11 protein-coding genes are annotated in these 12920 nt (G+C 49.2%); 4 read left to right on the top strand and 7 right to left on the bottom strand.

Annotated features, from left to right (window positions below; translation table 11 throughout):
• Positions 1-610 precede the first annotated feature (610 nt).
• From glnD to HMPREF2711_RS06060, 4 genes are all read right to left on the bottom strand, one after another.
• A complete protein-coding gene (gene glnD / locus HMPREF2711_RS06075; protein WP_070615815.1) occupies positions 611-3169 on the bottom strand; it encodes a [protein-PII] uridylyltransferase in 2559 nt (852 codons plus the stop codon).
• A 19-nt stretch (positions 3170-3188) separates the two neighbouring features.
• On the bottom strand, positions 3189-3485 hold the full coding sequence (locus HMPREF2711_RS06070; protein WP_003680870.1) for a helix-turn-helix domain-containing protein: 297 nt from the start codon (positions 3483-3485) through the stop codon (positions 3189-3191).
• A 422-nt stretch (positions 3486-3907) separates the two neighbouring features.
• Positions 3908-4348, bottom strand: a complete 441-nt coding sequence (locus HMPREF2711_RS06065) for a TIGR01244 family sulfur transferase (RefSeq protein WP_003748784.1) — start codon at positions 4346-4348, stop codon at positions 3908-3910.
• A 78-nt stretch (positions 4349-4426) separates the two neighbouring features.
• Positions 4427-6178, bottom strand: a complete 1752-nt coding sequence (locus HMPREF2711_RS06060; protein WP_003748783.1) for a M61 family metallopeptidase — start codon at positions 6176-6178, stop codon at positions 4427-4429.
• A gap of 332 nt (positions 6179-6510) precedes the next feature.
• On the opposite strand from HMPREF2711_RS06060, the gene ccoN reads away from it, so the two are divergent.
• Genes ccoN through ccoP form a run of 4 tightly spaced genes read left to right on the top strand, consistent with a single transcriptional unit; the run spans position 6511 to position 10128 of the window.
• Positions 6511-7944 (top strand): cytochrome-c oxidase, cbb3-type subunit I, encoded by a 1434-nt coding sequence (ccoN, locus tag HMPREF2711_RS06055; RefSeq protein ID WP_003748780.1) that lies wholly within the window; start codon positions 6511-6513, stop codon positions 7942-7944.
• Positions 7945-7968: 24 nt separating this feature from the next.
• The gene (ccoO, locus tag HMPREF2711_RS06050) at positions 7969-8580 is read left to right on the top strand and encodes a cytochrome-c oxidase, cbb3-type subunit II (protein WP_003748778.1); all 612 of its coding nucleotides are present in this window, start codon (positions 7969-7971) and stop codon (positions 8578-8580) included.
• A gap of 4 nt (positions 8581-8584) precedes the next feature.
• Positions 8585-8782 (top strand): cbb3-type cytochrome oxidase subunit 3, encoded by a 198-nt coding sequence (locus tag HMPREF2711_RS06045; protein ID WP_003748776.1) that lies wholly within the window; start codon positions 8585-8587, stop codon positions 8780-8782.
• Positions 8782-10128 (top strand): cytochrome-c oxidase, cbb3-type subunit III, encoded by a 1347-nt coding sequence (ccoP, locus tag HMPREF2711_RS06040; protein ID WP_003748773.1) that lies wholly within the window; start codon positions 8782-8784, stop codon positions 10126-10128. Before HMPREF2711_RS06045 ends, ccoP begins: the two co-directional genes overlap by 1 nt.
• 136 nt (positions 10129-10264) lie before the next feature.
• Here ccoP and HMPREF2711_RS06035 read toward each other — a convergent pair whose 3' ends face one another.
• From HMPREF2711_RS06035 to HMPREF2711_RS06025, 3 genes are read right to left on the bottom strand one after another with little or no spacing between them, the layout of a single operon-like run.
• Positions 10265-10711: a ubiquinone anaerobic biosynthesis accessory factor UbiT gene (locus HMPREF2711_RS06035; protein WP_003748771.1), complete on the bottom strand. Its 447-nt coding sequence runs from the start codon at positions 10709-10711 to the stop codon at positions 10265-10267.
• Positions 10698-11615: a U32 family peptidase gene (locus tag HMPREF2711_RS06030; RefSeq protein ID WP_003748768.1), complete on the bottom strand. Its 918-nt coding sequence runs from the start codon at positions 11613-11615 to the stop codon at positions 10698-10700. Before HMPREF2711_RS06030 ends, HMPREF2711_RS06035 begins: the two co-directional genes overlap by 14 nt.
• Before the next feature lie 10 nt (positions 11616-11625).
• Entirely contained in the window at positions 11626-12633 is a 1008-nt protein-coding gene (locus tag HMPREF2711_RS06025) for a ubiquinone anaerobic biosynthesis protein UbiU (protein ID WP_003748766.1), read from the bottom strand.
• Positions 12634-12920: the final 287 nt, after the last annotated feature.

Genomic DNA, 12920 nt, shown 5'->3' with positions numbered 1-12920 from the left:
CAAGTGTGGAAAATGGGCTGAAAATTTTATTTTTTATTTTTTATTTGTTGTTTTTATTGGGTTTATTTTTCACTTTTTAAGTTTTGTGAGGTTTTGTTTGAAAGTTTCAGGATTTTAAAAAATAGGGCGGTTGACGTTTTTTGTCAGTTTTGTGTTTTTTGTGACAGGGAAGGGAGACAAGTTTGGGTGTGTGACGTTTTTTGTCAGAAATTAAGCTTGTTCAATAATATGTTAATTGGTTTGGATAGACGGTATCTTTATGGATTAATCGGTAGGTTTAATATTTTGTGATTTTATTTTTTTGTTTTTTATGGGTTTTATTTTGTATGCGTATTTTTTTTGAATATGAATGGGGAAAAGATTTGGCAGGAAGGATTTTTAAAGAGGGTTTGGTGTAATAGGTGAATGAAAATTTGTTATTAGAATTATATTCATATAGGTTATGATTTTGGAATGTAGTTTTATGTCAGAAGGAAGTTTTGGTTCGCATTTTAAGGCTTTGGATTTCTTGAGTGTTTGAGAAGGGTATATTCAGGATGTTTATATTTTTGGGTGCGATTAGGGTGAGCAAAAATGCTCACCCTATGTTTTTAAGATGTTCAGACGGCCTTTATGGGGTCAAGACTTCGATCAATGCTTGTTTTAGGGTGTTTTGGGTTTGCGGGTCTTGTAGGGATGGGCTGTAGGTAATGAAGCTGTCCTCAATGCGTTGATCCAAGGTGGTGATTTTGGCGTAGCGCAGGCTGATGTTGTGTGCGAAGAAGGTCTCGGCGATGTCGGCGAGGAGGTGGGGGCGGTTGACGGCGGTGATGTCTATGGTGTGCCAGCCGGGATAATCTTCTTCGGGGGTGATGATCACGGTAGGCGGAATGGGGATGTGGCGGATACGGCGGCTGATGTGCGGGCGGCCGCTTTGTTTTTGGACGGTGGTATTGCCGTGGATGAAGCTGTTGAGTTCGGCTTCGAGTGCGCTTTGGCGGTCGGGATATTCTTCGGGCGGGAGATTGTCGGGAAGTTGGAGGATAAAGGTGTCGAGGATGTAGTCGTGCTCGGTGATGAAGGCGCGGGCGGCTTGGATATCGAAGCGGTGGCTGCTGAAGATGCGGCAGAGGCGTGCGAAGAGGCGGTCGCCGTTGGGCATGAAGACCATGACTTGAAGGCTGTTGCTTTGGGGGAGAATGCGGCTGCGGACGGCCGGACTTTGGGTGTCGTAGGCGAGGTTTGCGGTGTGCCAGAGGATTTCCCGCGTTTGATGGCGGACGTAGTATGCGCTGCCGAGGATGCGGCGGAGTTTTTGTTGGTTTTTGAGGGGAACGGCTGCGCGCGTGAGTTGGTCGGCCGCGGCTTGTTCGCGTCGGTTGGGGAGGCGCTCGGGATCGTGGTTTTTGCTGTTTAAAACGGCGGCGGTGCTGTGGTAGAGGGTTTGGAGCAGGCTGGCGCGCCATGTGTTCCAAAGTTTGGGGTTGGTGCCGCGGATGTCGGCAATGGTAAGCAGGTAGAGTGCGTCGAGGTATTCGCGTGTGGGAATACGGCGGCAGAAGGCTTGGAGGACGTGTGGGTCTTGGATGTCTTCTTTTTGGGCAACGGTGGACATGAGCAGGTGGTTTTCAACCAACCATGCGAGGAGGTGGCTTTCTTCTTCGGTGTAGTAGTGGTCGGCGGCGAATTGTTGTGCGTCTTTGATGCCTTCTTTGGCGTGATCGCCGCCGCGGCCTTTGGCAATGTCGTGCAGCAGGGCGGCGGTGTAGAGGATGTGCGGTCGTGGGTAGGCCTGCATGATGGCGCTGGCCTCGGGCATTTCGTGGCTGTGGGTTTCGATGGCGAGACGGCGCATATTGCGGACGACGGTCAGGATGTGGTCGTCTACGGGGTAAATATGGAAGAGGTCGTGTTGGAGCAGGCCGGTGATTTTTTCCCAGGCGGGGAGATAGCGGCCAAGTACACCGTAGAGGTTGAGAAAACGGAGGGTTTGGGTAAGGCCGGTGCCGTGTTTGAAGAATTGGATGAAGCGGCGGCGGTTTTCTGGGTTTTGGGTGAAACGGGCGTTGATTTTCCGTGTGGCCGCCCACCATGCGCGCAGGGTTTGCGGCTCGATGGTGGTGATGTTTTGCTCCTGCATGGTTTGGATGATGGTGAAGATGTGTTCGGGGTTTTGCTCGAACAGGGCAAGGTCGTTGGCGGCGATTTGGTGGCCGATGCGTTTGTAGTGGCTGTCGATGGGGTGAATGTGCTGGAGGCGGCCGGGGGTTTGATGGTTTTTGAGAATCGGAATGAGGATGCCGTTGAGTTGTTTGATGGCTTTGGTGGCGCGGTAGAAGGTGTGCATCAGGGCTTCGCTTCGGCCGCGGATGTCGGGTTGGGTATAGCCTAAGCTTTCGGCAACTTGGGACTGGTAGTCGAAAAGCAGCCTGTCTTCGGGACGGTCGGCGGTAAGGTGGAGGTGAATGCGGATGTTGGCGAGGCGGCGGTAGCCGTGGGCCAGCATGCCGGCTTCGGTGCGGGTGAGGAAGCCGGCGGTAACGAGGGCGGTGGGGTTACTGTCTATGCCTTGTGCTTTGGCTGTCCAAATCAGGGTATGGATATCGCGCAGGCCGCCGGGGCAGGTTTTGATGTTGGGTTCGAGTTGTGCGCCTGTGCCTTGGGATTTGGTGTGGCGTTGCTCCATTTCGAGGAGTTTGGCTTCGATGAAGGCGGCTGTGTCGCGGCGTGTGTTGAGTTTGTTTAGAAGTTGGGCGGTAAGGTTGGGATTGCCTTGGAGATGGCGTGCTTCAAGAAAGGCGGTTTCGCCGGTAATGTCGTTTTGGGTGCTTTGGAGGATTTCTTCTATGCTGCCGCTTTTGATGGCGGGATTGAGGCGTGCGTCCCAAAGGGTTTGGATAAATTGGGCGGTTTGCTGTTGCAGGCCGTCTGAAAATGGTGTGGTGGAAATAATCGCTAAATCCCAGTCAGAATGAGGATAGAGTTCGCAACGCCCAAAGCCGCCGATGGCAATGAGGCTGATGTCGTCGCTGTCGGGAAAGTGGATTTGCCAGAGGGTTTGCAGCATGGTTTCGGCAGCGGCGATATGGTCGCGGAAGTAAACGGTAGGGCGGTTGTTTTGGCGGTAGGCGGTTTCTGCTGCGGCTTTTTGCTGCCGGTAGGTTTGGATGGCTTGTTGGGCGGCGGTCATGATGGTGTCTGGTTGTGAATTAGGCTTGGGTATCGGCAGGCTCGGTCATTTGGCGGAGCATTTCTTGCGGTGGAAGGAGAAGTTTGTAAGGGGCAATTTTGAGTGCGGATGCGATTTTTTCGATGTTGGAAAGGGCGATGTTCCAGCGTTTGCGCTCGACGGCGGAGACGTAGGTGCGGTCGAGTCCGCATTGGCGTGCGAGTTCTTCTTGCGACCAGCCGTGGTTGACGCGGTAGAGGCGCATATTGTAGGCGATAACGGCGCGGAGGTCTTGCGGATCGGGCAGGCTGGGAGGGGGAGTGAGTTTGTTGACCATGGTGTTTTGGGTTTGTGGTTTGAACGATAAGGAGATTTTATACTATTTTTGCTAGGGGAAAGGAAAGGCCGTCTGAAAGTTTCAGACGGCCTTCAAGAGGGTAGGTATAAAAAAAGGGGGTGGCACTCAGCCACACCCAAACACACACACATCAAGAGGAAAGAAAAATCATTTAATAAGAGAGCTGGCTCTTATCGAGGAAACTGGAGGATTCGGGCATGACCCTGAATCATTGGAAGGCATTATAAATGAAAATAGGATTGGGGTATTGACACAGGTCAATTCTATTTTAATTTAGAAAATATATCTTCAAGATAGTGGAAATAAATTAAAAATAAGCTAAGGCAATCAGGCCGTCTGAATAATCGGTTTCAGACGGCCTGATGGCCTTAAGGGCTACTAGTTACTATATAAATTAGGTATTAAGCCAAACCTTTATCTTTGGCTTCTTGCAGGCGGGCTTCAAAGTTGCTGAGATTGACGCCAGCCTGTTCGGCTGCGGCAACTACTTCGGCTACGGATGCGCCGTGTTGCACTTGATGATAACCCCAAAGCAGGGAGCAACGGGTGCCGGTACGGCAGAAGGCAAGAATAGGAGTTGGAGATTGTTGCAACAGATTTTGGAAGGCTGCAACATCGGCTGCATTGATTTGAGGCGCGACAACGGGCTGGTGTGAGAATTGGTTGATGCCGGTCTCTTTAAACCAGTTTTGTACTTCGGCAAAAGCCGGTTGGTTTTCTTCTTCGCCGTCCGGGCGGTTGCAGATGACGGTTTGGATGCCGAGACGTACGGCTTCTTGGACATCAGCTTCGGTTAGTTGGGGGGCGATATAGAGGGAGTCGGTCAGTTTACGGATGGGCATCGTTTTTCCTTTCTTTATATTAAATGGATATGTTGATTTCAGACGGCCTAGGAAGTGGCAGGCCGTTTGAAGTTTTATTTAATGATTGTACAACCAGTTTTCGAGTTTTTGGCGATCGGTAATGTGCAGCAGGGCGGTATTGGCTTCTGCTGCTTGGACTGTGATGCTGGTCTCGCGCAATAAGCCTTGGCGGAAGAAATGGATGGTGGTGCGTGTGCCGATAGGCAGTTTGCTCCACTGTGCTGCAAGGTCGTTGCAGGCGTAGCCGCCTAAGGCGATGATTTTGTCTTGCGGGCAGAGTCCGGCATTTTCTGCGCTGCCGCCATTGAATACATGAGTCAGGACGGCATGGTCGCTGTTTTGTTTAAAACGTGCACCCAAATCGTTGGCTGGAGCAACCGATTGGGGTTCGCTTGCAAATGCTCCTCCGTGTTGGCGGGGTAGGGGGATAAAGTCGAGTTTGACACCTACGCTTTGCAGGCATTCTGCGAGCGGAAGGTCTTCGGTGCTGTATAAGGCCGTCTGAAAGAAGGTTTCTAAATTTAAACCGGTCATTTCTTGGCAACGGGATTGCCAGTGTTTTTCGGGTATGCCTTGATGAGTATTGCACCAGTCGCGATAGTGTTGCTGCATTACGTTGTCGAGGGTGTATTTGCCTTGGCTTTTTTCACGGATGATGAGGTCGAGGCAAAGTGCGGCCAGTGCGCCTTTTTGATAATAGCTGACGATGGCGTTGGGGCTGTTTTCGTCTTGTTTGTAGAACTTGTCCCATGCGCTGAAACTGGATTGGGCAAGTGTTTGTTTCAGACGGCCTTGTGTCTGCTGGACGCGTGTTATGCCTTGTGCAAGCAGGGTGAGGTAGGCTTCGGGGCTGATGGTTTGGCTTCGGGCTAGAAAGAGGTCGTCGTAGTAGGAGGTAATGCCTTCAAATGCCCAAAGTTGTTCGGTGTAGTTTTCTTGGTCGAGGTTGTAGGGTGCGAAGACGGCCGGTTTGATGGATTTGACGTTCCATGCGTGGAAGTATTCATGGGAAAAGAGGCCGAGCAATTCGGTATAGGCTTTGTCGGCTTCACCCATATCGTAAGATGGCAGACTGTGGCGGTCGGCGAGTAGGGCGGTGCTGCTGATGTGTTCCAGTCCGCCGTAGAGGTTGTCGCCTAGATGCAGTAGGAAAAGGTATTCGGAAAACGGGGCAGGGGAGGGGAACATCGCCAACTCGGTTTCGCAGATTTTTTGAATATCGGCGAGGAAACGGGCGCGGTCAAAATCGGGATAGATGCCGCTTAATGCAATACGGTGGGGAATGCCTTGTGCTTCAAATTCGAGAAACTCGATGATGCCTGTTTCAACCGGGTGGTCGATAAGCTCGGCGTATGAGGCCGTCTGAAAAGTGGTCGCCGAGGTTTGGGGCAGGGTGGTGGCTATCTGCCATGTGTGCGGCAGGGTGGAAAATTCGATTTGATGTGGCCGGTGTTCTTGTCCGTGGACTTTTAAGAATAGACACGCGCCGTCGAAAAAGCCGCGCTCGGTGCTGAGGAACGAGCCGCGAACGGATAAGTCGAATGCGTAAACAGTGTAGTAAATTTCCCACGCTCCACTGAGGGCAGGGGTTTGCCAATGGTTTTTGCTGGTTTGTGTCAGCGGTTGGGCTTTGCCGTTGCAGCGCGCGCTGATGTGTGTGATGTGGCGGGCAAAGTCACGGATGAGGTAGCTGCCGGGAACCCAGTTGGGTAAGCTGATTTCTGTTTCTGAATCATTGGTTTGAGTGAATGATAAGGTGATGTGCCATTCATGAGACAGAAAGTTGGGAGTAATTTTGTAATTAATCATAGCTATTGGTTAATTTGCTAAAGTTTATTAAGAAGAAGGGGTTTTAAAGGGTAGGCTTAATCTATATCAATAAAACTGTATGAAAAAGGGGGCTTGAAAAAATACCCTGTCCGATTTAATGCGTATATTTTAATAATTTATTGATTATAAAAGAAATGAATTTATGTCTTGCTAAATATTTTATGCAATTTGGAATGTAATTTTGCTTGGCATGTTGTGGTGTCTATGTTAAATTTAGAAAAATTTGAGCCTTGGCCGTATTGCGCTTTTCGTAAATGCAGGGGTTGGGGTGAGATAAAAATTTTTTATACCCATAATTTATGGAGACTTCCATGGACACACAAACTTATAACTACAAAGTGGTGCGCCAGTTCGCCATCATGACTGTAGTTTGGGGTATTGTGGGCATGTTGGTCGGCGTTATCGTCGCTGCCCAGCTTTTTGCTCCTGCCCTCGATTTATCCAATATCGGACCTTGGTTCCACTTCGGCCGCCTGCGTCCTCTGCACACCAATGCGGTTATTTTTGCATTCGGCGGTTGCGGTTTGATCGGTACATCATACTACGTTGTTCAACGTACATGTAATACCCGTCTGTTTGGCGGTTGGCTGCCTGCATTTACCTTCTGGGGTTGGCAGGCCGTTATCGTGGCTGCGGCCATCAGCTTGCCTATGGGTTACACCCAAGGTAAAGAATACGCCGAGTTGGAATGGCCTATCGACATTTTGATTACGCTGGTGTGGGTTGCCTACGCCATCGTATTCTTCGGTACGATTGCCAAACGTAAAATCAAACATATTTACGTTGCCAACTGGTTCTACGGCGGCTTTATCTTGGCCGTTGCGCTGTTGCACATCGTCAATAATATCAGCATCCCTGCCGGTTTGATGAAATCTTACCCGGTTTACGCAGGTGCGATTGATGCGATGGTTCAATGGTGGTACGGCCACAATGCGGTGGGCTTTTTCCTGACAGCCGGCTTCTTGGGTATGATGTACTATTTCGTCCCTAAACAAGCAGGCCGTCCGATTTACTCTTACCGCTTGTCCGTCGTCCACTTCTGGGCTTTGATTTTCACTTATATGTGGGCTGGTTCTCACCACTTGCACTACACTGCATTGCCTGACTGGACTCAATCTTTGGGTATGGTATTGTCTTTGATCCTGTTTGCGCCTTCTTGGGGCGGTATGATCAACGGTATCATGACTCTGTCCGGCGCATGGGACAAACTGCGTACCGACCCGATTTTGAAATTCTTGATCGTTTCTCTGTCTTTCTACGGTATGTCTACCTTCGAAGGCCCGATGATGTCTATCAAAACCGTTAACGCTCTGAGCCACTACACCGACTGGACTGTTGCACACGTTCACGCCGGCGCATTGGGCTGGGTGGGCTTTGTAACCATCGGTTCCGTTTACTATATGATTCCCCGCTTGTTCGGCAAAAATGAAATGTACAGCACCAAATTGGTTGAGGCGCATTTCTGGATCGCGACCATCGGCGTGGTTCTGTATATCGCTGCAATGTGGATTGCCGGCGTAATGCAAGGTCTGATGTGGGGTTCTTTGAATGACGACGGCACGCTGACTTATTCCTTCGTTGAATCCGTAAAACGTACCATGCCTTACTACATGATTCGTTTCACCGGCGGTCTTCTGTACCTGAGCGGTATGTGCATCATGGCATATAACGTTTACCGTACTGCTATCAGTGGTAAAGCAGTTGATGCTGAGATTCCTGCGGTTTCTCAAACTCAACACCACTAATGACAAGAAAGATAGGCTACCAAAATGAAATTACAACAATTAGCTGAAGAAAAAGTCGGTGTACTGATTGTATTCACCCTGCTTGTAGTCAGCGTCGGCCTTCTGATCGAGGCTGTTCCGCTGTTCTTCACCAAGGCAGTTACCGAACCTGCACCCGGCGTGAAACCATATAACGCCCTGCAAGTGGCCGGTCGCGATATTTATGTGCGCGAAGGCTGCTACAACTGCCACTCTCAAATGATTCGTCCATTCCGTGCAGAAACTGAACGTTACGGTCATTACTCTGTTGCCGGTGAGTCTGTTTATGACCATCCGTTCCAATGGGGTTCTAAACGTACCGGTCCGGATTTGGCTCGTGTCGGCGGCCGTTATTCCGATGAATGGCACCGCATTCACCTGCTGAACCCGCGCGACGTTGTGCCGGAGTCCAATATGCCTGCATTCCCATGGCTCGCACGCAATAAAGTCGATGCCGAGGCAACTGTGGCGCATATGAAAGCCCTGCGTAAAGTGGGTACACCTTACAGCGATGAAGAAATTGCCAAAGCACCTGAAATGCTGGCCAACAAATCAGAGCTGGACGCTGTTATCGCCTACCTGCAAGGCTTGGGCTTGGCATTGAAAAACGTAAGGTAACATCATGGACGCTAACTGGGCTCGCTCGCTCTTTACTGTTTGGGTATTTATCAGCTTTATTTTAGTCCTCTATATTGTGTTCAATAGACGCAATAAGAAAAACTATGACGATGCTGCCAGCAGTATTTTCGATAATGACGAACAAAGGCCGTCTGAAAAGGACGATCAAGCTCAGTCAGTCCGTGATCACGGAGCAAAATAATGAACACAACATCCCAATTTACCAGTAGTTTCTGGAGTATATATATTGCCGTTATCGTCGTGCTCAGCTTCATCGGCCTGGCTTGGCTTCTGCTTTCGCAAAACGTTGTGAAACGCCCTAAAAAAGGCGAAGAAGTAAAAACCACAGGTCATGAGTGGGACGGCATTTCGGAGTACAACAACCCTCTGCCACGTTGGTGGTTTTGGCTTTATGTCTGCACATGGCTGTTTGGCGTCGGCTACCTGATTATGTATCCAGGTATCGGCGATTACAAAGGCCTGTGGGGCTGGAGCAGCCATGGTCAATATGAAGAAGAAGTTGCCAAAGCCAATCAGCAATACGGTAAAGCGTATGCTAAATTTTCCAATATGCCGATTGAGAAAGTGGCTAAAGATCCTGAAGCCCGTGCTATTGCGCAAAACCTTTTCAATACCTACTGTATCCAATGTCACGGCTCAGATGCCAAAGGCTCCAAAGGCTTCCCGAATTTGACCGACGACGATTGGTTGTGGGGCGGCGAACCTGAAAAAATTCAGGAAACCATTGAAAAAGGCCGTACGGCAACAATGAAGGCTTGGGGTCCTGAATTAGGCGAAGAGCGAGTAAAAGATGTGGCACACTATGTCATGTCCTTATCCAAATCCAAAGACCAATACGATGAAGAACGTGCCGCACGTGGTAAAGTCTTGTTTAACGGTCCCCCGGCAAGATGTTTTACCTGTCACGGCGACAAAGGTCAAGGTATCCAAGGCGTTGCTCCGAACCTGACCGACAACGTATGGTTGTGGGGCGGTACTCAAAAATCGATTATCGAAACCATTACCAACGGCCGACACAGTCAAATGCCGGCTTGGGGTCACTTCCTCGACAAAGACAAGCTGCACATCATGACTGCCTATGTTTGGGGTTTGTCCAACAAAGACGGTAAAAAAGCTCCTGCTAAAAAAGCCGAGCCTGCTCCGGCAGCTCAACCTGCCGATGCTTCTGCTCCGGCGGCCGCTTCGGCTCCTGCTGCCGATAAAGCTGCTTCAGATGCCAAAGCTGCTCCGGCTGCTGAAGCCAAACCTGCTGAAAAAGCAGAAGCGGCTCCGGTTAAGGTAGATGGCAAAGCTGTTTTTGAAGCCAACTGTAAAACATGTCATGGCGGTATGATTCCGGGTGCACCTGTTGTCGGTAAAAAAGACGACTGGGCTCCTCGAATCAAGCAAGGTAAAGACACTTTGCACAAACACGCGCTTGAAGGTTTTAATTCAATGCCTGCCAAAGGCGGCAACAGCAGCTTGAGTGACGATGAGGTTAAAGCGGCTGTAGACTTTATGGCAAATGAGTCCGGTGCAAAATTCTAATTTTGAGTTGGATTGAAAAAAGCGTACCTAACAAGGTACGCTTTTTTATATTTGATAAAACCAATAAGAAAAAACATATCAAAAAGAGGCAAAATATATAAGGCCGTCTGAAACATTCAGACTCAACCAAAATTAATCAATCCAAAGTGGACGTACTGCGTTTCAGGAACCATTCGCTGAAAGGCCACTCGACGCTGTCGAGTAAGTTTTTAGTAATTAACCCTAGTTCCGTATCGCCTTCAATTTGCAATTTACGGTTGAAAAATAAGGTGTCGGGATCTTCCTCGCGCATCATCATGCGCATGAAGTCTATGCCGTTGGCGGCCAATCTCAGATCGGGAGTGCCGCTGAAGTTGTCATCCAGAAATTTTTCCGTATCGGCACTAAACCGCACTTTGATACCGGCATCCAAAACTTCAATTTCAAATTTCCTTCCGGCAAAAAGTTCCATATCGGCAGGCAGTAAACCTTTTTTCAGCATGGTATTCAATACGGAGACCAAAACAAAGCGCGGAGGTTTGCCGGGAAGTTTGGTACCGATTTTCGCCATCCATTTGGGTAATATGATTTCAGGCAGCGCCATAATATGCCTCCTTCACGGTTTCAATACCGGGCTGACCGCGCCAATAGCCGTCAACCAGTGTTCCGGTAGTCAGTCGTTCCAATTCGGGGCGGACATCTTCCCATGTGGCTTTTCCGTCCAATACATCGCGGTGAATTTGGATAATTTCAGCCATGCCGTGCATTTGTGGCGACAGTCTGAGCATATTCACGCCGATTTTATTCAAATCTTCATGGTGGGGCAGTAGGTTTTGGCAGCCGTAAGACATGGTTTGGATGCCGTTGATGGTGAGAAACGGCTGGCCTTCTCGCGTATTCATGGCCATACCGTGCTCGTGGTCGAGACAGCGGAACTCGCAACTGTCTTTATTCAGATTGTAATGGCGGGCGGTAAAGCAACGTGATGAATAGGCGAGTGGCATTTTACCCCAAGCAAAGAGTTCGGTTTCAATGCCGTCTGAAGCCTTGATGATTTCGGCAACCTTATCGCGGCTCAGCTCGGACGGTGCAATCCAGCGGAATGCCCCTAATTTTCGGAATACGTCCAAAGTGGTTTCGTTGTAGATATTCAGGCTTGCACCGGCAACAAACGGGATGCTGTGTTCGCGTGCCAATTTGACCGCACCCATGTCGTTGGCTTCAACTTTAAACTTTCCCTGCTCCGTGATTTTACGCAGGCGTTTCAGATCGGATTCGCTTTCGAGCAGGACTTGTGAGGAAAGAATAATCTCCTTACCGCTTTCTGCCAGGTCTTCAGCCAGTCCGAACCAGTCGGCAAAGCGCATTTTCTGACGGCGTGAGCAGACTACCTCACCCAAATAGACCGTATCCAACGGCGTATCCAGCATGGAAACGTAAAATTCCAGCAGGGCTTCTTTTTGCCAGAAAAATAAAATAGGGCCCAACGACAATTTCAATGAATTCATTTTCTTCCCCTTATTTCCATGGGCGGTTGTATGCGCCCAAAGTTGTCTGATGACCTTCCGAAACTTTGCTCAAGGCATTGTTCCAGGACGGATTGACTTTGAAATGCGACGGGTCGGCTGCGGCTGCATCCAGTGCTTGGCGCAGGGATTTGGTTACTTGTGCCGTATACATCGGACTGCGTTGGCGTCCCTCGATTTTGATGGCGGACACACCGATTTTGATGAGTTCGGGCAACATTTCCAAAACATTCAGGCTGGTCGGTTCTTCCAAAGCATAGTAGGTTTCATCATTGACTTCAAAGCGGCCTTTGCACAAGGTTGGATAACCTGCCGGTTCATTGGGTTTGTATTGGTCTATTAATACTTGGTTTAGACGTACGTTCATGCGGTCGGGCAGTTGTTCCCAGCGGACGGATTTTGCCGGAGAGCAGACACCTTGCATATTGGGCGATTCGCCTGTTGCATAGCTCGACAAGATGCAACGGCCTTCTACCATCACACACAAACTGCCGAAGCCAAAGACTTCAATTTCCACATCAGTATTGTCAATCACATGTTTGACCTGATCGATGGTCAGTACGCGCGGCAAAACGGCACGACGGATGCCGAACAGCTCCTTCATCATATTGATGGCTTCGTAATTGGTAGCCGAACCTTGTACTGACATATGCAGGCGTAAATTCGGATGTTTGTCTGCCGCATACGCCATGATGGCGGGGTCGGCAACAATAATCGCATCGGCACCCAAATCCGCCGCCGTATCCACAGCGGCGTGCCAACGCTCCACTTGACCCGCTTGTGCAAATGTATTGATGGCCATCAGTACATTGCGCCCGCGCGCATGGGCGTAAGCTACACCTTCCCGCGCCGATTTCATATCGAAATTCAGTCCCGGAAAGTTTCGTGCATTGGTCGCATCTTTCAAACCCATGTAAACCGTGTCCGCACCGTTGTCCACAGCGGTTTTCAGTGCAGGCAGGTTGCCGGCGGGGCAGACCAATTCTGGAATTTTCTGCATTTTGTGTTCCTCGTCTTGATGATAACCTCTATCGGGTTAATCAATATTTTGTAGAATTCCGGATATTTTATGGATTAATGACACAAGATATGCTGATTTAAATCAAATTGAAAAATTCAGGTTGACGTAGGCATATTGTTTACAAAATCTTAACAGACGTTGTTTTTTATATATTTCATGTGCTTAAAAATTTTGATGACGGATTTTGTTTCAAAATCGGCTTATGTTTTTAACTATCGTATTTATTAATTTTTACAATAATAGCGATGGAAAAATGAAAAAAGGCC

This window comes from Neisseria sp. HMSC070A01 (assembly GCF_001810165.1).
Taxonomy (GTDB): domain Bacteria; phylum Pseudomonadota; class Gammaproteobacteria; order Burkholderiales; family Neisseriaceae; genus Neisseria.
This window is presented reverse-complemented; position numbering and strand designations above follow the sequence as displayed.

What these genes read in the sequence shown, in the direction of transcription:
- glnD (WP_070615815.1), bottom strand. Translation starts at nt 3,169, where the DNA reads ATGACCGCCGCCCAACAAGCCATCCAAACCTACCGGCAGCAAAAAGCC.
- HMPREF2711_RS06070 (WP_003680870.1), bottom strand. Translation starts at nt 3,485, where the DNA reads ATGGTCAACAAACTCACTCCCCCTCCCAGCCTGCCCGATCCGCAAGAC.
- HMPREF2711_RS06065 (WP_003748784.1), bottom strand. Translation starts at nt 4,348, where the DNA reads ATGCCCATCCGTAAACTGACCGACTCCCTCTATATCGCCCCCCAACTA.
- HMPREF2711_RS06060 (WP_003748783.1), bottom strand. Translation starts at nt 6,178, where the DNA reads ATGATTAATTACAAAATTACTCCCAACTTTCTGTCTCATGAATGGCAC.
- ccoN (WP_003748780.1), top strand. Translation starts at nt 6,511, where the DNA reads ATGGACACACAAACTTATAACTACAAAGTGGTGCGCCAGTTCGCCATC.
- ccoO (WP_003748778.1), top strand. Translation starts at nt 7,969, where the DNA reads ATGAAATTACAACAATTAGCTGAAGAAAAAGTCGGTGTACTGATTGTA.
- HMPREF2711_RS06045 (WP_003748776.1), top strand. Translation starts at nt 8,585, where the DNA reads ATGGACGCTAACTGGGCTCGCTCGCTCTTTACTGTTTGGGTATTTATC.
- ccoP (WP_003748773.1), top strand. Translation starts at nt 8,782, where the DNA reads ATGAACACAACATCCCAATTTACCAGTAGTTTCTGGAGTATATATATT.
- HMPREF2711_RS06035 (WP_003748771.1), bottom strand. Translation starts at nt 10,711, where the DNA reads ATGGCGCTGCCTGAAATCATATTACCCAAATGGATGGCGAAAATCGGT.
- HMPREF2711_RS06030 (WP_003748768.1), bottom strand. Translation starts at nt 11,615, where the DNA reads ATGAATTCATTGAAATTGTCGTTGGGCCCTATTTTATTTTTCTGGCAA.
- HMPREF2711_RS06025 (WP_003748766.1), bottom strand. Translation starts at nt 12,633, where the DNA reads ATGCAGAAAATTCCAGAATTGGTCTGCCCCGCCGGCAACCTGCCTGCA.